Origin of the sequence: Brevundimonas basaltis (genome assembly GCF_014202075.1) — a bacterium.
Taxonomy (GTDB): domain Bacteria; phylum Pseudomonadota; class Alphaproteobacteria; order Caulobacterales; family Caulobacteraceae; genus Brevundimonas; species Brevundimonas basaltis.
Genome location: NZ_JACHFZ010000005.1, coordinates 37005 through 59092, shown reverse-complemented (window position 1 = coordinate 59092; position 22088 = coordinate 37005). Strand labels below are relative to the sequence as shown.

The 22088-nt window shown below is 69.6% G+C and carries 28 protein-coding genes and 1 tRNA gene; 11 read left to right on the top strand and 18 right to left on the bottom strand.

From position 1 onward, the window contains the following. Nucleotides 1–41: 41 nt before the first annotated feature. The 5 genes from scpB to HNQ67_RS11950 all read right to left on the bottom strand — a co-directional run bounded on the left by scpB (nt 42) and on the right by HNQ67_RS11950 (nt 4705). Nucleotides 42–704 carry an SMC-Scp complex subunit ScpB gene (gene scpB / locus HNQ67_RS11970; RefSeq protein ID WP_425486348.1) on the bottom strand — a complete coding sequence of 221 codons (663 nt, stop codon included), beginning with the start codon at nt 702–704 and terminating at the stop codon, nt 42–44. Further along, nucleotides 701–1519, bottom strand: a complete 819-nt coding sequence (locus HNQ67_RS11965) for a segregation/condensation protein A (protein WP_183255756.1) — start codon at nt 1517–1519, stop codon at nt 701–703. Before HNQ67_RS11965 ends, scpB begins: the two co-directional genes overlap by 4 nt. After that, a complete protein-coding gene (nagZ, locus tag HNQ67_RS11960; RefSeq protein WP_183255754.1) occupies nt 1516–2568 on the bottom strand; it encodes a beta-N-acetylhexosaminidase in 1053 nt (350 codons plus the stop codon). The genes HNQ67_RS11965 and nagZ overlap by 4 nt, the downstream gene beginning before the upstream one ends. Further along, complete coding sequence (locus tag HNQ67_RS11955; RefSeq protein ID WP_183255752.1) at nt 2565–3293, bottom strand: SPOR domain-containing protein; 729 nt, start codon at nt 3291–3293, stop codon at nt 2565–2567. Before HNQ67_RS11955 ends, nagZ begins: the two co-directional genes overlap by 4 nt. Before the next feature lie 233 nt (nt 3294–3526). Then, nucleotides 3527–4705, bottom strand: coding sequence for a deoxyguanosinetriphosphate triphosphohydrolase (locus HNQ67_RS11950; protein ID WP_343054911.1), 1179 nt, complete (start codon nt 4703–4705; stop codon nt 3527–3529). A gap of 60 nt (nt 4706–4765) precedes the next feature. On the opposite strand from HNQ67_RS11950, the gene erpA reads away from it, so the two are divergent. Next, nucleotides 4766–5143, top strand: a complete 378-nt coding sequence (erpA, locus tag HNQ67_RS11945; protein WP_183255751.1) for an iron-sulfur cluster insertion protein ErpA — start codon at nt 4766–4768, stop codon at nt 5141–5143. A gap of 20 nt (nt 5144–5163) precedes the next feature. On the opposite strand, the gene HNQ67_RS11940 is transcribed toward erpA, so the two are convergent. Continuing rightward, nucleotides 5164–5505 (bottom strand): hypothetical protein, encoded by a 342-nt coding sequence (locus HNQ67_RS11940; protein ID WP_183255749.1) that lies wholly within the window; start codon nt 5503–5505, stop codon nt 5164–5166. Between the two features lie 644 nt (nt 5506–6149). Here HNQ67_RS11940 and HNQ67_RS11935 point away from each other — a divergent pair. From HNQ67_RS11935 to HNQ67_RS11925, 3 genes are all read left to right on the top strand, one after another. Then, on the top strand, nt 6150–6434 hold the full coding sequence (locus HNQ67_RS11935) for a metalloregulator ArsR/SmtB family transcription factor (RefSeq protein WP_183255747.1): 285 nt from the start codon (nt 6150–6152) through the stop codon (nt 6432–6434). Next, on the top strand, nt 6431–7108 hold the full coding sequence (locus HNQ67_RS11930; RefSeq protein WP_183255745.1) for an SdpI family protein: 678 nt from the start codon (nt 6431–6433) through the stop codon (nt 7106–7108). Before HNQ67_RS11935 ends, HNQ67_RS11930 begins: the two co-directional genes overlap by 4 nt. Nucleotides 7109–7193: 85 nt before the next feature. Beyond that, complete coding sequence (locus tag HNQ67_RS11925; RefSeq protein WP_183255743.1) at nt 7194–8123, top strand: alpha/beta hydrolase; 930 nt, start codon at nt 7194–7196, stop codon at nt 8121–8123. Here HNQ67_RS11925 and HNQ67_RS11920 read toward each other — a convergent pair. Genes HNQ67_RS11920 through HNQ67_RS11910 form a run of 3 tightly spaced genes read right to left on the bottom strand, consistent with a single transcriptional unit; the run spans nt 8120 to nt 10646 of the window. Continuing rightward, the gene (locus HNQ67_RS11920; protein ID WP_183255742.1) at nt 8120–8299 is read right to left on the bottom strand and encodes a hypothetical protein; all 180 of its coding nucleotides are present in this window, start codon (nt 8297–8299) and stop codon (nt 8120–8122) included. The genes HNQ67_RS11925 and HNQ67_RS11920 overlap by 4 nt on opposite strands. A 52-nt stretch (nt 8300–8351) precedes the next feature. Further along, the gene (locus tag HNQ67_RS11915) at nt 8352–9683 is read right to left on the bottom strand and encodes a dihydroorotase (RefSeq protein WP_183255741.1); all 1332 of its coding nucleotides are present in this window, start codon (nt 9681–9683) and stop codon (nt 8352–8354) included. A 9-nt stretch (nt 9684–9692) separates the two neighbouring features. Continuing rightward, on the bottom strand, nt 9693–10646 hold the full coding sequence (locus HNQ67_RS11910) for a glycosyltransferase family 9 protein (protein ID WP_183255739.1): 954 nt from the start codon (nt 10644–10646) through the stop codon (nt 9693–9695). Between the two features lie 83 nt (nt 10647–10729). Here HNQ67_RS11910 and ygfZ point away from each other — a divergent pair, with 83 nt between their 5' ends. Beyond that, on the top strand, nt 10730–11518 hold the full coding sequence (gene ygfZ / locus HNQ67_RS11905) for a CAF17-like 4Fe-4S cluster assembly/insertion protein YgfZ (RefSeq protein ID WP_183255736.1): 789 nt from the start codon (nt 10730–10732) through the stop codon (nt 11516–11518). A 60-nt stretch (nt 11519–11578) separates the two neighbouring features. Here the strand turns inward: ygfZ and HNQ67_RS11900 are convergent, their stop codons facing one another. Then, complete coding sequence (locus HNQ67_RS11900; protein WP_183255734.1) at nt 11579–11806, bottom strand: hypothetical protein; 228 nt, start codon at nt 11804–11806, stop codon at nt 11579–11581. Between the two features lie 155 nt (nt 11807–11961). Between HNQ67_RS11900 and HNQ67_RS11895 the strand changes: the two genes are divergently transcribed. Then, complete coding sequence (locus HNQ67_RS11895; protein WP_183255732.1) at nt 11962–12612, top strand: cyclase family protein; 651 nt, start codon at nt 11962–11964, stop codon at nt 12610–12612. Nucleotides 12613–12639: 27 nt separating this feature from the next. Here the strand turns inward: HNQ67_RS11895 and HNQ67_RS11890 are convergent, their stop codons facing one another. Continuing rightward, nucleotides 12640–13731 carry a sensor histidine kinase gene (locus tag HNQ67_RS11890; protein WP_183255730.1) on the bottom strand — a complete coding sequence of 364 codons (1092 nt, stop codon included), beginning with the start codon at nt 13729–13731 and terminating at the stop codon, nt 12640–12642. Between the two features lie 172 nt (nt 13732–13903). Here HNQ67_RS11890 and HNQ67_RS11885 point away from each other — a divergent pair, with 172 nt between their 5' ends. The 3 genes from HNQ67_RS11885 (at nt 13904) to HNQ67_RS11875 (ending at nt 16001) form a co-directional block, all read left to right on the top strand. Then, nucleotides 13904–14641 (top strand): SDR family NAD(P)-dependent oxidoreductase, encoded by a 738-nt coding sequence (locus tag HNQ67_RS11885; protein WP_183255728.1) that lies wholly within the window; start codon nt 13904–13906, stop codon nt 14639–14641. A gap of 38 nt (nt 14642–14679) precedes the next feature. Further along, complete coding sequence (locus tag HNQ67_RS11880) at nt 14680–15267, top strand: DNA-3-methyladenine glycosylase I (RefSeq protein ID WP_183255726.1); 588 nt, start codon at nt 14680–14682, stop codon at nt 15265–15267. Between the two features lie 80 nt (nt 15268–15347). Then, the gene (locus HNQ67_RS11875) at nt 15348–16001 is read left to right on the top strand and encodes a ribonuclease HII (protein WP_183255922.1); all 654 of its coding nucleotides are present in this window, start codon (nt 15348–15350) and stop codon (nt 15999–16001) included. Here the strand turns inward: HNQ67_RS11875 and HNQ67_RS11870 are convergent. From HNQ67_RS11870 to HNQ67_RS11845, 6 genes are all read right to left on the bottom strand, one after another. After that, nucleotides 15975–16235, bottom strand: coding sequence for a hypothetical protein (locus HNQ67_RS11870; RefSeq protein ID WP_183255724.1), 261 nt, complete (start codon nt 16233–16235; stop codon nt 15975–15977). The genes HNQ67_RS11875 and HNQ67_RS11870 overlap by 27 nt on opposite strands. A gap of 46 nt (nt 16236–16281) precedes the next feature. Continuing rightward, nucleotides 16282–17322 (bottom strand): DNA adenine methylase, encoded by a 1041-nt coding sequence (locus tag HNQ67_RS11865; RefSeq protein ID WP_183255722.1) that lies wholly within the window; start codon nt 17320–17322, stop codon nt 16282–16284. Nucleotides 17323–17382: 60 nt separating this feature from the next. Continuing rightward, nucleotides 17383–18816: a pyruvate kinase gene (gene pyk, locus HNQ67_RS11860; RefSeq protein WP_183255721.1), complete on the bottom strand. Its 1434-nt coding sequence runs from the start codon at nt 18814–18816 to the stop codon at nt 17383–17385. A 109-nt stretch (nt 18817–18925) separates the two neighbouring features. Then, nucleotides 18926–19010 (bottom strand) — tRNA-Leu (locus tag HNQ67_RS11855). A gap of 51 nt (nt 19011–19061) precedes the next feature. Further along, the gene (locus HNQ67_RS11850; protein WP_221247883.1) at nt 19062–19358 is read right to left on the bottom strand and encodes a DUF4190 domain-containing protein; all 297 of its coding nucleotides are present in this window, start codon (nt 19356–19358) and stop codon (nt 19062–19064) included. Between the two features lie 72 nt (nt 19359–19430). Beyond that, nucleotides 19431–20864, bottom strand: coding sequence for a M20/M25/M40 family metallo-hydrolase (locus HNQ67_RS11845; RefSeq protein WP_183255718.1), 1434 nt, complete (start codon nt 20862–20864; stop codon nt 19431–19433). Between the two features lie 159 nt (nt 20865–21023). On the opposite strand from HNQ67_RS11845, the gene HNQ67_RS11840 reads away from it, so the two are divergent. Both HNQ67_RS11840 and HNQ67_RS11835 read left to right on the top strand, forming a co-directional pair. Beyond that, nucleotides 21024–21353, top strand: a complete 330-nt coding sequence (locus HNQ67_RS11840; RefSeq protein WP_183255716.1) for a hypothetical protein — start codon at nt 21024–21026, stop codon at nt 21351–21353. 38 nt (nt 21354–21391) lie between these two features. Beyond that, complete coding sequence (locus HNQ67_RS11835; protein ID WP_183255715.1) at nt 21392–21802, top strand: hypothetical protein; 411 nt, start codon at nt 21392–21394, stop codon at nt 21800–21802. 3 nt (nt 21803–21805) lie between these two features. On the opposite strand, the gene HNQ67_RS11830 is transcribed toward HNQ67_RS11835, so the two are convergent. Then, nucleotides 21806–22042, bottom strand: coding sequence for a DUF3297 family protein (locus HNQ67_RS11830; RefSeq protein ID WP_183255713.1), 237 nt, complete (start codon nt 22040–22042; stop codon nt 21806–21808). Nucleotides 22043–22088: the final 46 nt, after the last annotated feature.

The following is a 22088-nucleotide window of genomic DNA, read 5'->3' as shown; positions in this document are numbered from 1 at the left end:
GGAGGGGGACCCCAAAGGGGTGGAGGGGTCCGGCCGGAAGCTCAGTCCTCGCTGACGAAATCCTGCGCGAACTCCGGCCCGTCTTCCTCGCCCGGCAGCAGGGGCGTCTCGTCCTCGTCGTCGCCGGCCCGCGACGGGTCCGGCACCTCGAAACCGACCGGGATCGACAGGTCCAGCAGCCCCGCCGCCTTCATCTCGGCCACGCCCGGCAGGTCGTACAGGCTCGACAGGCTGAAATGCTCCAGGAACTTGTCCGCCGTGGCATAGGTCACCGGCCGTCCCGGCGTCCGCCGGCGCCCCTTCAGCCGCACGAAACCCATCTCCAGCAGCAGGTCCAGCGTCCCCTTGGACAGCGACACCCCGCGCACGCTCTCGATCTCGGCGCGGGTGCAGGGCTGGTGGTAGGCGATGATAGCCAGGGTCTCCAGCGCCGCCTTCGACAGCCGCCGCGGTTCCTCGCGCTCCTCCGTCATCATGAAGCTCAGGTCCGGCGCGGTGCGGAACCGCCAGCGGTCGGCGACGCATTCCAGCTCCACCCCCCGCCCCTGATACCGCTCGCGCAGCGCCGAGATGGCCCCGCCCACATCCGCCCCCTCGGGCAGCCGCCGCGCGATCTCCGCCGCGGACAGCGGCCCCGCCGCCGCGAACAGCAGGGCCTCGACCCGGCGCTCGATTTCGAGATGATCCGGGGCGAACTGGATCACGGAACCAGCTCCAGCGCCTGCCCGATCCCGCGCCGCTTCAGATAAAGGTCGGCGAAGGCGTCGGCCTGTTTCACGTCCATGGCCCCCTCCTTGACCAGCTCCAGGCTGGCCGACAGGGTCGAGGCGGTGAAACTGGCCTGCGACGGCCCCGCCTCCCCCTGCTTCTCCGGCGCCACCCGCTCCAGCGGCGTCCATTCCTCCAGCCGCGGCAGCACGTCTCGCAGCCAGTCCCGCGCCGCCTCCAGCGCGAAGGCCTCGACCCGCTGGCCGGGATTGTAGTGGCGCTGCTCCTCGCGCCGCCGCTGCGTCACATAGGCGGCCATCAGCTCGTACAGACTGGCGTCGATCCGGTCCGACGGAACGATCACCGTCGCCTCCGGATCGCCGCGGGTGAACACGTCGCGCTTCAGCCGCGGCCGGGCCGTGATCGCCTCCACCGCCTTCCGCATCGCCTCCAGCTTCTGCAGCCGGAAGGCCAGCGCCGCCGCCAACTCCTCGGCCGGCGCCTCCTCGCCCTTCTTGTCAGTGCGCGGCAGCAGCAGGCGGGACTTCAGATAGGCCAGCCACGAGGCCATCACCAGATAGTCCGCCGCCAGCGAGAAATTGCGCCGTCGCGCCTCCTGCACGAAGGCCAGATACTGTTCCGCCAGCCGGGTGATCGACAGCTTCAGCAAATCGACCTTCTGCGTCCGCGCCAAGGCCAACAGGACATGCAGCGGCCCTTCATACCCCTCCAGGTCGACGACGAAGGCCTCGTGCGCGTCGGCCTGTTCGACGGCCGCGAAGTTCAGATTGGGTTGAAAGGCGTCGGTCACGCCTGCGCCTCCCCCACGTCCGGCCCCTTCGCCGCCTCCAGCCGCCCGGCCATCAGGGCGTCGAACCGGTCCCGCGTGGCGAAGGCGTCCAGCGGCTCCGGCTCGCGCACGATCCGCGCCAGCGCCGCCGCCGCCCGTTTCCCGGCCTTGCCCTTCAGCTTGCCCACGCCCTCTGCGACCGACCGCATCTCGTCCAGCTCGCCGTTGCAGTGCAGGACCACGTCGCAGCCCGCCTTCAGCGCAGCCTCGGCCCGCTCGCGCAGCGACCCCGACAGCGCCTTCATCGACAGGTCGTCGGTCATGATCAATCCGGAAAAGCTCAGCTCGCCCCGCATCAGCTTCAGAACCTTCTTCGACGTCGTCGCCGGCTGTTTCGGATCGACGGCGTCGAACACCACATGCGCCGTCATCGCCAGCGGCATGTCCGACAGCGCCCTGAACGGCGCGAAATCCCAGTCCCCCAGCGTCGCCAGATCGGCGTGCACCACCGGCAGGGCCTTGTGGCTGTCGGCGAAGGCCCGGCCATGCCCCGGCATGTGCTTGATCACCGGCAGGACGCCGCCGGCCAACAGACCCTCCGCCGCCGCCCGGCCCAGCAGCGAGACGATCGCCGGATCGCCCGCGTAGGCCCGGTCGCCGACGATCTCATGAGAGCCGGGCACGGGCGTGTCCAGCACCGGAGCGCAGTCGACAGTGATCCCCACCGCCCTCAGGTCGTTGGCCATCAGCCGCGCGCCCAGCCGCACCAGCTCCCGCGCCCGGAGCAGGTCTTCGGCCGCCTCCAGATAGGCCGCCGCCGGCGGATATCTGGCCCAGTGCGGCGGCCCCATCCGCTGCACCCGGCCGCCCTCCTGGTCGATCAGCACGGGCGCATCAGCGTCGCCGACGCAGTCGCGCATCTCGTCGGTCAGGGCCCGCATCTGGTCGGGGCTGTCGACATTGCGGCGGAAGAGGATGAAGCCCCACGGCCGAACCTCGGCGAAGAAGGCCTTTTCGTCCTCCGTCAGCCGATGGCCGCTACAGCCGTAGATCGCCGCCGAGCGCGTCACCGGACGATGCAGTCCCCGCCCGCGCCCTTGATGGCGTTGCACAGACCGGTCGCCTGCTCGCGGCTCAGCCCGTTGACGGTGGTGCGATAGACGGTCGAGCCGTTCGAGGCCGTGACCTCCTGCACCCGGCGGCTGCCGCCCTCGGTGAACTGCGGATAGCGGCCGACCACGGCGTTGTATTCCCGTTCGGCGATGTTCGGGGTCGAGAAGGCGCCGATCTGCACTGTCGAGGTCCCACCGGTCGCGACGGGCGCCGGCTCGGCCTTCCTGGCGGGCGGCGGCGCGGCGGCCGGGGGCGTCTCGACGGCCGCCGGCGCGGGCCGCGGCTGCGCCTCTTCGGGGGGCGGCACGAAGGTCGGGGCGGTCCCGGGGGCCTCGGTTTCCGCATACACCTCGATGCCGGCGGTCGGGTCGACCGGCTGGGCCTCCAGCGGGACCTCGCCCTTCATCTCGCCGACCGGCGTGCCCACGGCGGGCGGGGCGTCGCCCGAGGCGCGCGGCCCGGCCCGGTAATAGACCACCACGGCGATGATCAGCGCCAGCAGCACCACCGCCGATATGATCAGCGTCATCGGCGGAGCCTTGCCGCCGCCTCCGCCGCCGCCCCCGCCGGCCCGGCGCGGGTCATAGCCCTGGCGGTTGAACGGCAGGTCGTCGTCGGTGGGCGGCGTATAGGCGCCGCGGTCACGGCCCGGATTGGGGCGATAGGGATCTTCGTGTGACATGGCCGCGCCTTCCGTCTGCCGCGCGAATCGTGACGCGGAACCTGCACTCTATCCCGGTCGGAGTCCTTTTTCAGGCCGTGTGTTCCCTCTCTCGCCGTCACCCTCGGGCTTGACCCGAGGGCCACACCGTCCGGTGCTCCGTCGAAGGTCGCGTGGACACCGTCATCGAGGCCGTCTCCACCGCGCAGCCCCGCCATGCCCCTGAACTTCGGGGCAAGCCCGAGGATGACGGTCTACAAATCCAGCGCCAGATCGAGGCTGAACAGCTTCCTGTGCTCCTCGATCGCGTAGCGGTCGGTCATGCCGGCGATGTAGTCGCACACCGCCCGCGCCCGCCGCGCCTCGTCCGCCGTCCCCGCCTTGCCCGACCATTCCGGCGGCAGCGTCCCCGGGTCGGCCATGAACAGCTGGAACATCTCGGCCAGGATACGCCGCGCCTGGCTGCGGGTGCGGTTGACGCGATAGTGGCGGTACATCCGCTCGAACAGGAACGACCTCAGCACCCCCAGATCGGCCAGCATCCCGTGCGAAAACGCCACCAGCGTCCGCCCCGCCGTGCGCACATTCTCGCTCGAGCGGACGTCGGCCGCCTCGATCCGAGCCTCGGTCTCGGCCAGGACGTCCTCGACCATGACCCCGATCATTCGCCGCACCGCCTCGATCCGCACCATCCGGTCGTCGATGTCCGGCCAGTCCTTGCGCACCCCGTGCAGCACCGGCCCGATCAGCGGCACGTCGGCCAGATCGTCCAGCGTGAACAATCCCGCCTGCACCCCGTCCTCGACGTCATGATTGTTGTAGGCGATGTCGTCCGCGATCGCGGCCGCCTGCGCCTCCAGCGAGGCGAAACTGTCCAGCCGCAGGTCCCATCCGGGGGCATAGTCGGCGATGGCCCGCCACGCCGGCTCGTCCAGACGGTGCGACACCGGCCCGTTGTGCTTGACCACCCCCTCGACCGTCTCCCAGCTCAGGTTCAAGCCGTCGAACTGCGGATAGCGTTCCTCCAGCCGGGTCACCACGCGGAAGGTCTGGACGTTGTGGTCGAACCCGCCCCACGGCTGCATCTGGGCCTGCAGTTCGTCCTCGCCGGCGTGGCCGAACGGCGGATGGCCCAGGTCGTGGGCCAGCGCCACCGTCTCGGCCAGATCGGTGTCCAGCCGCAGCGCATGGGCCAGCGACCGCGCGATCTGCGCCACCTCCAGAGAATGCGTCAGTCGGGTGCGGTAGTGGTCGCCCTCATGCGCCACGAACACCTGGGTCTTCTCCTTCAGCCGGCGGAAGGCGGTGGCGTGGATGATCCGGTCGCGGTCGCGGGCGTAGGCGTTGCGCGTGCGGCTGATCGGCTCGGGCGTCAGCCGGCCGCGGCTGTGCTCGGGATATTCGGCGTAGGGCGCGCGTTCAGGGATCAACACGGCGGCTCATTCTCCGGCCGGGCCTTTGCGAACGCCCGCTCGCGCCTCATATAGGCCCCTGTGAGCACCGTCCAATCAGCCCCCGCCTTCGAGATTTCGCCCCACGCCGGCGGCCACGGCCTGACCCTGTCCGACAGCGCCGCCGCCCGTCTGTCGAAACTGGCCGAGGCCGAGGGCCATCCCGTCCTGCTCCGCGTCGCCGTCGACGGCGGCGGCTGCTCCGGTTTCCAGTACCGTTTCGAACTGGTCGAGACCGCCGAACCCGACGACCTGCGCATCGAGACCGCCGGTCAGGCCGCCCTGGTGGACCCGGTCTCACTGCCCTTCCTCAAGAACTCCGAGATCGCCTTCGTCGACGACCTCGCCGGCGCCCAATTCGTGGTGCGCAACCCGAACGCGGCGTCGAGCTGCGGGTGCGGGGTCAGTTTCTCGATCTGAGAGGCGGCCGCTGGGGGTGTTCAGCGGTCGTAGCAGAACGCCGGGCCCAGCCGTTTGGCCGAGATCACTCTGTGCACCGTCACCTTGCCGGGGTGCAATCCCATGTGGCCCGCGCCGCCGATCGGGTAGTGGGTCCGCCGACCGACAAAGGTGATCAGGATCGGCTGGACCGTGTAGCAATTCCCGTCGCCCAGACGCTCCTCCAGCAGGTCTTCCAGACGCGGCTGATCTATCCACTCCAGCGAGTCTGTCTCCTTATAGCCCGGGCGCTCCGCCGGAATCGCGGTCGCGCCCTCGACAAAGGTCGACCCCTCGAACTCGTGCAGATAGACGCCCGAAAACTGCCGCGTGGAGCCGGTCAATCCCCCGTCTGAACATGACGAGAGCGCCAAGGCGATCGCGAGCAAGCTGACCCATCTGGATGCCATGACCGACCTAACCACGTTCCTGAACCCCCGCTAAGAGCGGTCCCTCTCCTTTCGTCATCCTCCGGCAAGCCGCCGCAGGCGGCGCAGACCGGGGGACCCAGCGGCGCCGAAGGCGATCTGTTCAGGCAGGCTGTCGTGAGCAGCGGCGCTCCCGACGGCTTCGCGCTCGCGCGCGCCGCTGGGTCCCCCGGTCTCGCTGCGCTCGCCGAAGGATGACGAAAGTGGATTGCTGCGCTGCAAATCCGCCGCCAGCCATCACACTTTCAACGATCAACCGCCTGTATTTCCCACACAACGTCCCGGGGTCAGCGTCATGAACCCGCCTGAGGAGCCGGCGGGCGGATAATGCCCGGATGTCCGTGACGCGATCCCTGACAATCGAACCCCGAGCCGCCGCCAAAGGAATCTCCCAGGCCGGCGATGTCGACCCTGTCGACTCCGCCACTGCGATTTCCTGCGTCGGAGATGTCGACTCTGCCGACTCCGCCAAACCGAATTTTCCGGATCGCCCCCGGATGGAACGACCGTCCGCCCGAATCCGCTTGCTATTAGTCTTTTTCCTAATTAGACTCTTCCCTATGAACGCCCTGTTCAAGGCCCTGTCCCATCCCGTCCGGCGCAGCATCATCGACATGCTGCGCAAGGGCCCGATGGCGTCCGGCGACATCGCCGCCGCCTTCGACATGAGCTGGCCGACCATCACCGGCCATCTCAACGCCCTCAAGGAGGCCGGCCTGGTCTCGCCCGAGCGCGACGGGGCCTCGATCCGCTACCGGCTGGAGATATCGGCCGTCGAGGAGGCCCTCGCCTTTCTGCTGCAGATGACCGGCGCGGGCCGCAAAGACCCCGGAGACGAACCATGACCGCCCCGAACAAATCCACCCCGGCGCTCGACGCCGCCACCGTCGGCCTCGCCCTGATCGTCGGCGGTCTCGGCGTCTGGACCATCCTCGCCGGCCCGACCGAACTGCTGCCGGTCCATTACAGCGCTTCCGGCCAGGTCGACGGCTGGGGCACGCGGGAGCAGCTGGGCGGCCTGCTCGTCGGCCTGGCCGTGCTGACCCTCCTGCTCGGCGGAGGCATGGGCGTCGCCGCCCGCCGCGCCGACGATCCCGCCCGGGTCCGCGCCCTGCGCTACGCCCAGTTAGTCGTGGTGCTCAGCATCCCTCTCGTCAGCCTGCTGATCGCCTCCGCCAGCCTCTCGGGCCTGACCGATATCGCCGGCGCGCTGCCGGTCGCTCTGATCAGCCTCGTCCTGCTCCTCATCGGCGCCTTCCTCGGCCGCGTGGGGCCCAACCCCTTCGTCGGCGTCCGCACCCCTTGGGCCTTCAAGAGCCGCCTCGCCTGGGACCGCTCCAACCGCCTCGCCGGCCGGCTGTTCTTCGTCATCGGCCTCGCCGGCCTGCTCACCGCCCCCTTCGCCCCGCGCCCGCTCAACCTCTACGCCATCCTGACCGCCGTCGTCCTCGCCGCCCTCTGGTCCGTCCTCGAAAGCTGGCGCGTCTGGCGCTCCGACCCCGACCGCCAGCCCTTCTAGGCGCGCCTTTCCATTTTGGAAACTTGTGACTTGACGTTCCGGAAAGTCGTCTTCACTTTCCAGATCGGAAACAAAAGGAACCGCCATGCTGACCGCCTTCGCCCTCGCCGCCGCCCTCGTGTCCGATCCCGTCGCTGCGCCGGTCGTTCTCCCGTCCGAGCCCGCGCCCCTGCACGGAACGCTGCTGACGCCGGGCGGAGGGACCCGCGCCGCGGCCCTGATCATCGCCGGCTCCGGCCCCACGGACCGCGACGGCAACAGCCCGCTGGGCGTCTCCGCCGCCAGCTACCGCCTTCTGGCCGAGGGGCTGGCCGCGCACGGCGTCGCCACCGTCCGCACCGACAAGCGCGGCGTGGGGGCCAGCGCCTTCGCGGCGGGCCGGGAGGAGGATCTGCGCTTCACCACCTACGCCGACGACACCCGCGCCTGGGCCGCCGAGACCGCGCGGCTGACCGGCCAGCCCTGCGCCTGGCTGATCGGTCACAGCGAGGGGGCGCTGGTGGCGCTGGCCGCCGTGGCCCGGGACGACACGGCCGTCTGCGGTCTGGTGCTGCTGTCCGGGGCCGGGCGACCCGCCGGCGTCGTGCTGCGCGAGCAGCTGGCCAACGTCCCCGAACCCTGGCTCGGCCAGTCCCTCGCCATCCTGTCTGAGCTTGAGGCCGGCCGGACCGTGGCCGAGGTGCCCCCGCAGCTGGCGGCGCTGTTCCGGCCTTCGGTCCAGCCCTACATGATATCGTGGCTGCCGCTCGACCCGGCCGAACTGGTCGCGGCGTATGACGGCCCGGTGATGATCGGCCAGGGCACGACGGACATTCAGGTCGGCGTCGTCGACGCCGAGGCGATGGCGGCCGCCCGGCCGGACGCCGCCCTGAAGATTTGGGAAGGCGTCAACCACCTCCTCAAGGTCGCGCCTGCCGACCGCGCCGCCAACGCTGCGACCTACGCCGACCCGAACCTGCCGCTGGCCGCGGGCGTCGTCGACGACGTCGCCGGGTTCATCCTGGGTCGGCGCTAGTCGCGCCGGTCGCCGCGGTCGCCCTGGCCCTTCGGCGCATCGTTCTCGGCCTCCCGCCGCTGATCCTGGGCCAGTGAGCGGCCGACATCGACCATCTCGGAGAATTGGCCTTCATCGTCCCGCCGCGCATAGCGCTTGTCGCCGGGGGTCGGCTCGATCAGTTCACGTTTGCTCATGGCTTAACTCCTTCCACCCCAAGGGAATCGGCGGGAGTCCGGGAAGTTCCCGTCAGCCGAGGGTTTCCTGGAACCGCACCGGCCGCCCGTGGGCCGACCCGATCAGTTCGCCGTCCTTCATCACCACCCGGCCGCGCACGATCGTGGCCATGGCCTTGCCGGTGCATTCCATGCCGTCGAACGGCGTCCAGCCCGAGCGGGTCGCCATGTCCTCGTGCTTCAGCACATGCTTCGCCTTCAGGTCGACGATGGTCAGGTCGGCGTCATAGCCCTCGGCCATCCGCCCCTTGCCGGCGATGCCGAACACCCGGTTGGCCCCATGGCTGGTCAGGTCGATGAACCGGTCCAGCGTCAGCCGCCCGTTGGCCACATGGGTCAGCATCACCGGCACCAGGGTCTGCACCCCCGGCATGCCCGACGGCGACGCCGGATAGGGCCGGGCCTTCTCCTCCAGCGTATGCGGTGCGTGGTCCGAGCCCAGCACATCCGCCACGCCCTGCTCGATCCCCCGCCACAGGCCGGCGATATGGTAGTTGTTGCGGATCGGCGGGTTCATCTGCGCCAGCCCCTTGAGCCGGTCGTAGGCCTCGTCGCCGTCCAGCGTCAGGTGCTGCGGCGTCAGTTCCATCGTCGCCACATCCTTGTGGTCGGCCAGGAACTCGACCTCCTCGGCCGTGGTCACGTGCAGCACATGGATGCGCGCCCCGGTCTCTCGCGCCAGCCCGACCAGCCGGCGAGTGCTCATGATGGCGCTCTCGGGATCGCGCACTTCCGGGTGGCTGGTCCAGTCCCCCGTCCGGGCCAGCGGCCGTCGCTCGACCAACCGGTATTCGTCCTCGGAGTGGAAGGTCGCCCGCCGCTTCACATGGCGCAGCACCTCGCGCACCCCGTCGTCGTCGGCGACCAGCAGCGTCCCGGTCGAGGCCCCCATGAACACCTTGACCCCGCAGCACCCGGGCAGCCGCTCCAGATCACCAAGGTATCGGGCGTTCTCATGGGTGCCGCCGATATAGAAGGCGTGGTCGGTCCACATCCGGTCCCGCGCCCGCTCCAGCTTGTCGGCGAGGGTGTCCGGATCTGTCGTATTGGGCTCGGTGTTCGGCATCTCGAACACGGCCGTGACCCCGCCCAGCGCCGCCGCGCGGCTGCCGGTCTCGAGGTCTTCCTTCCATTCCAGCCCCGGCTCCCGGAAATGCACCTGGGTGTCGATGACGCCGGGCAGGATGGTCAGGCCGGTCGCGTCGAACACCTCGCCGGCCGAGGCCTGCGACAGGTCGCCCACATCGGCGATCCGGCCGTTTCTGACGCCGACGTCGGCCCGCCCGCGCCCCGCGTGGTTGGCCACCTCGCCGCCGCGGACGATCAAATCATAGGTCTGGGTCATGGCCCGGCCCTATACCTGTTCGGCCAGCGCCTTGCGAGCGGCCTTCAGCACACGATCAGCCGGCAGGTCGTTCATATGCTCGATGGCCTGGTCGAGCCTCGGGTCAATTTTGCGGTATTCGTCGACCGAGCGCGGCCCGCGCACCGCCACGCCGCCCCAGGGTCCCCGCTCCACCTCATCCGACGGCCCATAGGCCGCCACCACCGGCGTGCCGGAAGTCACCGCCAGATCGGTCCACAGCGAGTCCCCGCCCAGATACAACTGCGACCGCTGAACGGCGGCCACCACCTGAACCGGAGTCAGCCGGCCATGCAGCTCGATGGTCCGGTGACGCGGCAGCGCCAGCCGGAGGGTGTGAGCGGCGTCTCGATCACTGTCGTCGCCGACGACCAGCACCCGCCCGCCCGCCAACGGACCGCCGTCCCCGACGAGAGCCGAAGCCACCTTGGCGTAGCGTTCCGCGGGCCATCGTCGCCCCATCCAGGCGGCTCCGGGTCCAACGGCCAGAATGGGTCCGTCGCCCGCCGGGATCAGGGCTTCGACCGACGCCCGGGTGTCCTCCGACACGAACAGCCGCGGAGGCGGTATCTCGTCCAGTTGCAGCACCCGCGCCGCCAGTTCGACCGCGTGAACCCCCGCCTCGCCCTTCCCGCGCACCGCCCGCTTCTGCCGCTTCAGCTTGCCGGACAGGGTCGAGCCGCGCATGTCGACCACCAGCCCCCAGCTGGTCGACCGCACCTGGTTCCATAGTCCCACCCAGTCCAGCCGGCTTTCACGCTCCAGCACGATCAGCCGGTCGAGTCGCGGCGTGTCGGCGAACAGGGGCGCGCTGGCCGGCGATCCCACCACCGTAAAACCGGCCTGCGGCATGGCCTCGACCAGCCAGGCCAGCACCCCGCACGACAGCGCCGCGTCCTGCGCGCCCGCCTCGGCGATATAGAGGATGGGGAAGCGGCCCGGCATGATTGCACCGTATACGGATTCTCACCGTCCAGCAGCGGCCAACAGGTGTGGTCCACAGGCGCGCGACGCCCTATCTGGGGCGGATGACCACCCGTATCGCCCGCCTCGACAGTCGCGCCCTGATCCGGGTCGCCGGCTCCGACGCCAAACCCTTCCTGCACACCCTGTTGACCCAGGATGTGGAGACCCTCGCGCCGGGCGAGCTGCGCTTCGGCGCCCTGCTCTCCCCGCCGGGGCGGCTGCTGTTCGACCTGTTCCTGTGGGGCGAGGCGAACGACGTGTTGGTGGACGTCGCCGCCGGGCGCCGCGACGCGCTGCTGCAGCGCCTGTCGATGTACAAACTCCGCGCCCGGGTCACGGTCGAAGCGGAGGAGGGCGCCGTCTTCGCCTCATGGCCCGGAGTCGCCGCCGGCTTCACCGCCGACCCCCGCGTGCCCGGCCTCGGCGGCCGAGGCCATGGCCGCAAACTCGAGCCCGATGCCACGGAGGCCGACTGGCAAGCGCATCGCCTGACCGTCGGCGTCCCCGATCCGTCCGCCGACGCGCCGGCCGACAGGACCTATCCGATCGAGGCCGACTTCGACCTGCTGAACGGCATCGACTTCTCCAAGGGCTGTTTCGTCGGTCAGGAGACCACCTCGCGCATGAAGCGCCGGGGTTCGATCAAGACCCGCATGCTGCCCATTGCCTTCGACGGCCCGCCTCCGCCCTTCGGCGCCGAGGTGTTGAACGGCGACCTCCGCGCCGGAGAGGTGCTGAGCGGCATGAACGGCGGCGCCATGGCCCTGCTCCGGCTCGACCGGCTCGAAGGCGCCCTGACCGTCGACGGTCGTCCCGTCAGCGTCCGCCGACCCGACTGGACCGGCCTCTAGAACGAAAAACGCGCCCGGAGCGGCCCCCCGGGCGCGTCTTTCGATAGCGAGCCGCCGGATTTAGTGGGCGGGCGTCTCGACGGCGGCGTCGACGTTCTCGGCCCCTTCGTTGGCCGCGGCGGCCGTGTTGTCGACCGCGGCGTCAACGTTCTCGGCCGTGTCGTCGGCGGCCGAAGCAACCGTGTCGCCGGCCTCGTTGGCGGTGGCGGCGGCGTTGTCCTCGGTCTGCTCCGAGCAGGCGGCCAGGGCCAGAGCGGTGGCCGCGATGGCGACAAAAGCGATACGCATGGGTGTTCCTCCTTGAATGGAAGCCGCCATCATCGCGCTGCGGCGGCGCTTGTCCACCCCAGGCCGGTCCACGGGGATCTCACCTGTGGATCACCATCGGCCTTTGACGCCGTTGGCCGGGGCCGCCATCCTTCAGCGCGCTTCGGAGACGGCCCATGCCCCTGATCGACCTCAGCCACACCATTGAGGCCGGTATGGTGACCTACAAGGGCCTGCCCGCGCCGCTGATCTGCGACCACATGAGCCGCGAGGCGTCGCGGGCGAACTACGACGGCGACACCGAATTCCAGATCGGCCGGATCGAGATGGTCGGCAACACCGGCACCTATCTTGACTGTCCCTTCCACCGCTACGCCGACGGCGAGGATCTCAGCGACGTCGGCCTCGACCGCGTCGCCGCCCTGCCGGGCCTGGTGGTCCGTGTGCCCGGCGTCCAGGGCGTCGACGCCAACCGCCTTGCGGGCCTCGATGTGTGCGGCAAGGCGGTGCTGGTCCACACCGGCTGGGCCCGCCATTGGCGCACCGACGCCTATTTCGAGGACCATCCCTTCTTGACCGAAGCCGCCGCCGCCCTGCTGGTCGAGGCCGGAGCCGCCCTCGTCGGCATCGATTCCCACAACATCGACGACACCCGCACCCGATTGAGGCCCGTCCACACTCTCCTGCTCGGCGCGGGCATCCCGATCTGCGAGCACATGCGCGGGCTGGAGCTGCTGCCGGACGTTGGCTTCCGCTTCACCGCAGCGCCGCCGAAGGTGAAGGCGTTCGGGACGTTTCCAGTCAGGGCGTTCGCGGAGGTGGGGTAAGCAGAATCGCTCTGCGCAAAGCGCGAACTACCCGCGGGATTCAGGGAACGAGACCTTGAAGCAGGGGCTGCCGTCGGATCGGCGGCTGACCGCCAGCGCGCCCCCGAGCTGTTCCGCGAGCAGGCGCACCACCCGCATCCCCAGCCCCGTGCTGGCGCAGTCAGGATCGAAGTCATCGGGTAGCCGGCCTTCGTCGCAAACACTCAGGGCGTACCCGTCTTCGCTCGCCTCATAGAGGACGTCGATGCGCCCGGACCCGTGCTTGGCGGCATTGGTCACCAGCTCGTTCATGATCAGTCCGAGGGGTTGGATCCAGCTGTTAGGCACGTCCTCCTCGACACCGTCGACCCGGATCGAACGGTCGAGGATCGCCGCGAGGTCCCCAGCCAATCGCTTGAGGAAGGCGATGCACGAGGTCGTTTCGCTCTCGTGGGCGTAAAAATGGCGATGCACCTGCGCGACAGCCGCGACACGATTGGCGGCGAGCTGCAGATGCGCTCCCGCCTCTCCGACATCCGGCGAACGCGCCTGCATGGTCAACAGTCCCGACACGAACTGGAGGCTGTTCATGACCCGATGGTCGATCTCCTTGGCCATCAACTCGGCCCGGGAGATTGCGGTGCGCGCGGCCAGCTGAAGTTCCAGTTGGTCCATGACGACCGTGGCGAGGTCCTTGAGATCCTCGATCTGACTTTCGTCGATCGGACGGGGATGTTTGTCGATGATGCACAGCGTGCCGAGGTTGTGGCCGTCGCTCGTGGTCAGCGGCGCCCCTGCATAGAAACGCAGGCCGAAATCGCCTGCCACCAAGGGGTTGGCCAGGGACCGGGGGTCGACGCTGGCGTCGTTCAGTATGTGGGGATCGCTGGACATGATCGCCGACGCGCACAGGCCCGGTTCACGGCCGATCTCCTTCACCGGCAGGCCATGGTGTGACTTGAACCAGATCCGATCTTCGTCGACCACGCTGATGATCGAAATCGGAACGCTGAAACGGCGGGCTGCAAGCGCGGTGATGCGGTCGAACGCGCCGTCCGGCGGGGTGTCGAGGATATCGTAACGTCGCACCGCCTCCATGCGCCGGAGCTCGGTCTCCGACGTGGTCGTGTCAGCCGCCATTTACAAAAATTTTCTCTTGAACCGATGGTTAAAGCTCAGTCTTTCCGCTCAACGGAGCACATTACCCGGCGGAAAGATACGATTGAGTGGGACGGAGGGGCCCCGCCGCCGACATCCTTCCGCCGCCCTCCCGCGTATCTCTTGCATCCGCAGTCGCTGGACGAGAGGCCGCATGCCGCAAGTGAGATCTCTGGCCGTCGTCGTCGGCGCCGGCGGCGGCATCGGCGGCGCGCTGGTCCGACGCCTGGCCGCCCAGGACCGCTACGACGCGGTCGTCGGCGTGGCGCGGCGGCGGCCCAAGGACTGGCCCCACGACCCGGCGTTCGCCTTTGTCGGCGCCGACGTCACGGACGAGGCCCAGGTTTCCGCGGCCGCGAGCACCATCGACGAACTCGGAAGCCCGGTTCGCATCGTCGTCGCCACCGGCCTGCTCCACGCCGACGGCGTCACGCCCGAAAAGAGCCTGCGCGCGCTGGATCCCGAGGCGCTGATCACCCTGTTCCGCGTCAACGCTGTCGCGCCCGCCCTGATCGCCAAACACCTGCTGCCGCTGACGCCGCGCGACCGGATCAGTCTGTTCGCCGCTCTCTCCGCCCGGGTCGGAAGCATTTCCGACAATCGCCTTGGCGGCTGGCACGGCTACCGCGCCTCGAAGGCAGCCCTCAACATGCTGATCGCCACCCTCGCCATCGAGCACCGCCGCAGCCGCAAGATGGGCATTTGCGTCGCCCTCCATCCCGGCACGGTCGAGACCCGATTGAGCGCGCCGTTCCAGCAGGGCGCGGCGGCGGTCCCGAAACGCCTGACCCCGGATCAGTCCGCCGCCGCCCTGATCGAGGTGATGGACCGGCTTGGCCCAGAGCACACCGGGCGCTTCTTCGCGTGGGACGGCCAACCGATCCCATGGTGACGGCTTTCCCCAGCTGACCGACCCGCTACCCTCCCCCCATGTCCGACTCACTCCAACGCTGCGCCTGGTGCTGGACCGATCCGCTCTACGTCGCCTATCACGATGAGGAGTGGGGCGTGCCCGAGTACGACGCCCGCGCCCTGTGGGAGAAGCTGGTGCTGGACGGCATGCAGGCCGGGCTGGCGTGGATCACCATCCTGAGGAAGCGCGAGGGCATCCGCGAGGCCTTCGACGGCTTCGACCCGGTCAAGGTGGCCGCCTATGGCGAGGCCGATATCGAGCGGCTGCTCGGTGACGCGCGCATCATCCGCTCGCGGGCCAAGATCAACAGCGCCATCAACGGCGCGAAGATCTGGCTGGAGATGCAGGAGAAGGGTGAGGACTTCAGCGGGTGGCTCTGGTCGTTCGTCGGCGGCGCGCCGATCCAGAACGAATGGCCCGACAGCCACGGCCGACCGGTCGCGACGCCGGAGTCCGAAGCCATGGCCAAGGCCCTGAAGAAGCGTGGCTTCACCTTCTGCGGCCCTGTGATCGTCTACGCCTTCATGCAGGCTGTGGGCATGGTCAACGATCACGGCGTCGAGTGCTTCCGTCACCGGCAGGTTCGTGCGATGGCCGACCGGTGAAGACCCCCGCGACATCCTCCGCGAAGAAGAAGCCCGCCGCCAGGGCGCCGGCGGTGAAGGCCGTTCGCGCCTTCCCGACGATGGCGCTCGAAGCGGTCCTGATCCAATCCGTGAACGGCCCCGTTTGTGGCGTCGACGAGGCGGGACGCGGGCCGTGGGCCGGGCCGGTCTCGGCGGGGGCGGTGATTCTCGATCCCCGCGACCTGCCCGCCGGCATCAATGACTCCAAGGCCCTGACCCACGCCCGCCGCGAGTCGCTGGAGATCGAGATCAAGGCCCGCTCCGTGGCCTGGGGCGTCGGCTTCGCCTCGGTCGAGGAGATCGAGGCGCACAACATTCTGCACGCCACAGGCCTGGCCATGTGCCGCGCGATCGAGGCGATGTCGGTGCAGCCGGTCGCGGCGCTCGTGGATGGAAACTACCGGTTCAAACTGCCCTGCGACGTGCAGACCGTGGTGGGCGGCGACGGCCTGTCGCTGTCGATCGCGGCGGCCTCGATCCTCGCCAAGACAGCCCGGGACCGGTTGATGGTCGAACTGGACGCCGAATATCCCGGCTACGGCTTCGCGGGGCACAAGGGTTACAACGCTCCGGCGCACCAGGAAGCGCTCCGGACGCTCGGCCCCTGCCCGGCCCACCGGCGGGGCTGGGCGCCGATACGGGCATTGCTGGAAACAGTCTCCTCCCCGTCCGCGGCGGGCAGCAGATCAGATGTGCAGGGCGCCGCCCAATAGAGCGCCCATCAAAGCCGCGATCACGCCGCCGCCCGCGATTGTCACCCACGCCGGAAGATTGGCGAGTTCCTCCTTCAGCGTCGGTGCCGGGCGGTAGGGGCGATACCCGTCGTTGGCCGGACGCGGGTCGAACCGCTGCGCCGTTGGCGCGCGCCAGGCCACGGTTTCGAAGGCGTCCGCCGTCCGGTCATAGGCCCGGCGCGCTTCCAGACGCCGCGAGGGGGAGAGGCTCATCTGTTCCATGGCCGACACAACGGCCCGGACTCCGTCCCGTTCCCGATCAGGCCGCGTCGGCGAGGTTCACCCGCCGATCCGAGACCACGAACAGATATTCGACGTTCCTCAGCCGGCCGATCGCCCCGACCTTCTCCCCCTTGGGATTGTGGATGCCGATGCGGGCCCCGACGTAGCGCGGGTGCTGGATTGCGATCACCTGCACCTCGCCCCGGGCCGACAGCATCTGCACCAGCTGATCCCGCGACAGATAGCCCTCATCGTTGAACGACACGATCAGGTTGGGCGTCTTAACCCCCTCGATCACCGCCGCCAGCGCCGGGGCGATGCCGGGCTTGCTGTTGAAGGGGCTCTTGCGGGTGCGCACATCGATCCGCTTGTTGGCCACGCCATAGGTCTCGGGCTTGTCCCACAGCACCAGGCTCTCCCAACAGTGGTAGTTGCCGAGGTAGGAATGCTGGTTATAGGGCGGGTCCAGATAGACGAGGTCGGCCTCGACCGAGGTGGCCAGTTCGACGGCGTCGGCCCGGGTCGCCCGGCACGGCCCCGCCGCCACGCCCGCCAGGATGTCGGGCATCCGCAGCTCCAGCGGCTTCAGCGCCCGGCTGGCCCAGGACTTCATATAGGCCATCTGCAGACCCGCCGTGGAATCCACCCTGTCGGCCGCCTCCATCAGGCTGACCAGGGCGATGGCCTCCAGTTCGGGCTCCAGCCCCATGCCCGCGATCCGGTCGCGCAGGGCGTCGATCCGGGCCCCGTTTTCCGGCGTGAAATACCGCGCGTCCTCGCAGAAGGTGCGGGTGAACCAGCCGGCCTCCGGCGCGACCGCACGTAACTCCGTGAGCACCGCCTCGGCCCGGTCCAGCCAACGCTCGCGGTCAGCCTGCACATAGGCCATGGCCAGCACATGGGCGTAGGCGTTGTGATCGTTCGACCAGACCCGGAAGCCCTGCTTTTTCAGCGCGTGGCCCACCCGCGCCGTGCCCGAGAACAGATCGCACACCGTCCCGCCCTCGGGCAGGACCGCCGAAACCGTCGCCGCGATCTGCGTCAGCAGCGCCCGCTTCGAGCCGATGTACTTGATCATGCCGAACCGTCTCCTCCCCCTCAGCAGGAGGGGGACTGCGAAGCGGTGGAGGGGCCTCCGTTAGCGCTTCGCCTTCTTCATCGGAACATGCGCCAGTCGCAGCAGATTCGCAGCCCCCGGCGCGCCGAACGGCGTGCCCGCGAGGATCAGCAGCCGCTGGCCCGGCTCGGCCAGCCCGAACTCGACCGCCTTCTGGACCGCGTCGTCGGTAACCTCCTCCAGCGAGGCGGGCTCCCGGCTCAGGCGGGGCTCGAGACCCCAGACCAGCGCCAACCGCCGCGCCGTCTCCGGCCTCGGCGTCAGGGCCAGCACCGTCTGTAGCGGCCGTTCGCGCGACATCCGCCGGGCCGTGCCGCCCAGCGTCGTGAACACCACCACGCAGGCCGTCGACTGGGCCTCGCCCGCCTTGCGCGCGGCGGCGACCAGGGCGTCGACGTCGTGCTCGTCCATGCCGGCGTGTTCGGCGTCCATCAGTCCCGGCCACAGGGGATCATTCTCCACCCGCTCCATGATCCGGTTCATGATCGCGACGGACTCCAGCGGATAGTCGCCGGACGCCGTCTCCGCCGACAGCATCAGGGCGTCGGCGCCTTCATAGACCGCATTGGCCACGTCCGAGGCCTCGGCCCGGGTCGGGGCTGGCGCCGAGGTCATCGACTCCAGCATCTGGGTCGCCACGATCACCGGCACGCCGCGCTGGCGGGCGGCGCGGATGATCCGCTTCTGGGCCACCGGCACCTCTTCAGGATCCAGTTCCACGCCCAGATCGCCGCGCGCCACCATCACCCCGTCGCAATAGTCGAGGATGCTCTCCAGCTCGTTCAGCGCCTGCGGCTTCTCGATCTTGGCCAGGCAGGCGGCGCGGCCCTTCACGATCTGCTTCAGCTCGGCCATGTCCTCGGCCTTCTGGACGAAACTGAGCGCCACCCAGTCGACGCCGATGCGCAGGGCGAAGGCCAGGTCCTCGCGGTCCTTGGGCGTCAGGGCCGAGACCGGCACCACCGCCTCGGGCACGGCGACGCCCTTGCGGTCCGACAGTTTCGAGCCGCTCTCGACCGTCACGTCGGCCCATTTGTCGGTGCGTTCGCCGACCCGCAGCCGCACGCGCCCGTCGTCGAGCAACAGCAGCATGCCGGTGCGCAGCGCCTTGAAGATTTCCGGATGCGGCATCTGCACCCGCGTCGCGTCGCCCGGCGCCGGGTCGAGGTCGAAGCGCATCTGGTGCCCCGGCTTGACGTCGATCTCGACATTGGCGAACCGCCCCAGCCGCAGCTTCGGCCCCTGCAGGTCGGCCAGCACCCCCAGCGGCCGCTTCAGCGCCAGCTCCGCCCCGCGCACCGCCTTCAGCGCCGCCGCGTGGTCGTCATGCGAGCCGTGGCTGAAGTTGAGGCGGAACACGTCCACCCCGGCCTGGGCGAGCGCCTTGACCTCGCGGGGCGCGCGGCTGGCGGGTCCGAGGGTCGCGACGATGCGGGCGCGCCGGGCTCTTTTCATCGAATATCCATACGGCCTGAAAGGGGAAGCGCCCCCTTGTGCCACGAAAGCGCGCGTCGTTAAGGCCGGTTCTCCGCCGGAAACACGAAGTTATGCGCCGGACGGGCCGTGGTGCGAGCGGCGGGGGTCGAACCCGCATGACCGAAGTCGAGGGATTTTAAGTCCCTTGCGTCTACCAGTTTCGCCACGCTCGCGGCCGAGGTCGTCTACCAGCGCGGCGGAGCTTCGGCCATGCGGTCCGTGGATCAGGCGGCCGAGCCGGCCGCCGCCGCAACGCCGATCAGCACGACCCAGCCGATGCAGCCCAGCAGGCCAATGCCCGAACAGATCGAACCGGCGATGGCCATACCCCTGCCGAATGGTTGTTTCAGCGCAACCAGCCCAAGCACGAGCCCGATCGGCGCAAGAATCCACGACACCAGACCGACGAACGGGATCCAGACGAACAGAATCGACAGGATACCGAGCACCAGCGACGCCACGGCCATGCCGTTGCTCTGCACCTGGACGTAGCCGCTCTGGTTGATGTTGTTCTCGGTCATGGTCCCCTCCACCGGCCTCACCCGCAACGAAGTCAGCGTGGCACGAAACGCGGGCCGGTCAAGCTACAACCGTCAGTTGGCAGAGCTCGCCGGCCTCAGCGCCCGGAAGTCCACGTCGGAGTTGGCCAGGAGCCAAAGGAAGCTGGCCCAGGCGGCGACGTTCTGATCGAGGTTCTCGGGATCGATCCGGTCCAGCACGTCATCGGCGGTGTGATGGGTGTCAAAATAATCGGTGCCGTCCTGGTTGAGCCGGAAGGCCGGAACCCCCGCCGCCACCGTCGGTCCGGTGTCCGGCCCGCCGCCGGTCGCGGGCGAGCCGTCGAACAACACGCCCAGCGGCGTCAGCACCGCCTGGGCCGCGCGGCGGAAATCGGTGTCGGCGGCCCCCGCGGGCAGGGTCAGGCTGTAAATCGGCCCGGCCCCGAAATCGCTCTCGCTGATGGCCACATGGGTCGCCATCTCGCCGGCGCGACTCGCGGCGTAGAAGCGGGCTCCGGCCAAGCCTTGGGACGGCGGCGGCTGGCTGACCTCCTCCGAGCCCCACCAGACCACGCGGATGGTGCGGCGCGGCTTGCGCGGCATGTCCTCGATCAGCTTCAGGGCGGCGGCGGTGATCGCCACCCCGGCCCCGTCGTCGATCGCCCCCGTGCCGAGGTCCCAGCTGTCCAGATGGCCGCCGATGACGATGACCTCGTCCGCGGCGCCGGAGCCGCGGACCTCGCCGATGACGTTCTGGCTGTGGCTGTCCGCGGTGAAGCCCGCGCTTGAGAACAGCCGCATCCGCACCGGCTGGTCGCTCAGGCGGATCATGCGGCGCAGCTGGTCGGCGTCCGGCGGGCTCATGGCGAAGGAGGGGACCGTCCCCTCGCCGACCCGGGTGGCCCCGGTGTGGGCGAAGCGATGGTCGTGGGTGCCCAGCGAGCGCAGCACATAGCCGACCGCGCCGCGCTTCGCCGCCTCGGTCGGGCCGTTGCCCCGGATCGGCGAAGTGGCGCCGTAGCCGCGTCCGTCCTGGGCCTGCACCGTGTCCTGCAGCACGACGGCGATCTTGCCGCTCAACGCGCCTTCCGGCTGGTCGAGCAGTTGCTGGTAGGTCTCGAAGATAGCGGCCTCGCCCTCGACCCCCTCGGGCGGAGTGGCGTGTGAGCCGCCCAGCGCGACGACCTCAAGCGGCTGTGGGAAGGGCGACAGGATCTCGGCCCGCGCCTCGCCGCGGGTCCACAGCGCCAGCGGGAACTCCTCGATCGAAACATTGTCGAAGCCCATCTGGCGGAACGTGTCCGCGCCCCAGCGGGCCGAAGCCTGCTCCGAAGCCGATCCGCCCAGACGCGGCCCGAAGCGGGTGGTCAGCTCCGAGACCAGTTCGTACGCCACGTTGTCCTGCAGCGCCCGGTCGCGCAGCTGTTCGGCCTCACGAATGGTGCGGGCGTCCTGCGCAGCGGCGGGCGCGACGACGAGGCTGAGCGCGAGGGCGCTGGCGGCGAGAAGGCGGGCGGACAGGCGCATGAACGGCTCCGGGAGTCGGGCGAGGGACGGGAACCTAGACCGGGTGCGCCGGGGGGAGAAGCGTCCTTGCCCCGGTTTTGCCCGCCGCCGCATGAGCGCGACCGGCGTCCCGTCCTCCTCCGCCATGAAACCGCCGCCTCGTTGGTTCGCTCTGTCCTCATGCGCGTCGTGCTCCTCGCCCTGTGTGTCGCCGCCTGCAGCCCGGCCCCGCCGCCCATCGACGCGCGGCCGCCCGCATCGCCGCCCTCGCCCCCAGAGGCCCCCGGGCCGGTCGACATGCGCGGAGAATGGCGGCTGACCGCCATGAACGGCCGCCCGGCTCCGGCGCCTGACGATGCCGACACTCACCACCCGATCACGATGACGGTCGGCGACTTCACCTTCCGGGCGCGCTCCCAGTGCATCGCCTTCTGGCGTCGTTACGACTGGCAAGGCCGTCGTCTGCTCGTCGCCCCGGCCAATCCGGCGCGATCTGCGCGCGCGGTCTGACGGATTGGGAGACGGAGTTCAGCCGCACCCTTTCAGCCGTGACGGGGGCCGGGCTTCGCGACGGAACCCTGCGCCTGACCGGCCCCGGGGCCGAACTGACCTTTGAGAGCGCCCCACCTGTGCCCGACGTCGACATCACCGGCCGCTGGCGGTTGCGCTTCTTCCACGGGGCCGCGCCGCCGGCTGGCGAGGAACCGGTCGAGATCACGATCCTGGACGGCCGCATCGAGGCCAACGCCTGCGTGCACGGCGGCTGGCGCTACCGTCAGGACGGGCCGCTGCTGGAGGTCACCCCGGCGCAGGGCCCCGTCTGCGAGCGCATGACCACCCCCTTCGAGGATCGCTTCGCCGGCTTCATGGACACGATCACCCGCGCGTCGATCATCCAGAACGGCGCGCTCATCCTCGACAGCCCCGGGGCCCAGGTCGAGTTCCGCCGTGCCCGATAAGGCCTATTCGCCCTTGATATAGGGCTCCACCGGGCCCTGCAGCTTGACCGTCAGCGCCTTGCCGCGACGATCGACGCGGTTGCCGACGGCGAGCCGGACCCAGTTCTCGGACACGCAGTATTCCTCGACATTGGTCTTGTCCTCGCCCTTGAAGCGGACGCCGATCCCCTTCGCCAGCAAGTCGGCGTCGTGAAACGGGCTGTCAGGATCGACGGACAGGCGGTCGGGAAGGTCGGTCATGGTCAGGCGCTCTGGCGAAGGACAGGCCGCGCCTTTAGCCGAGGAC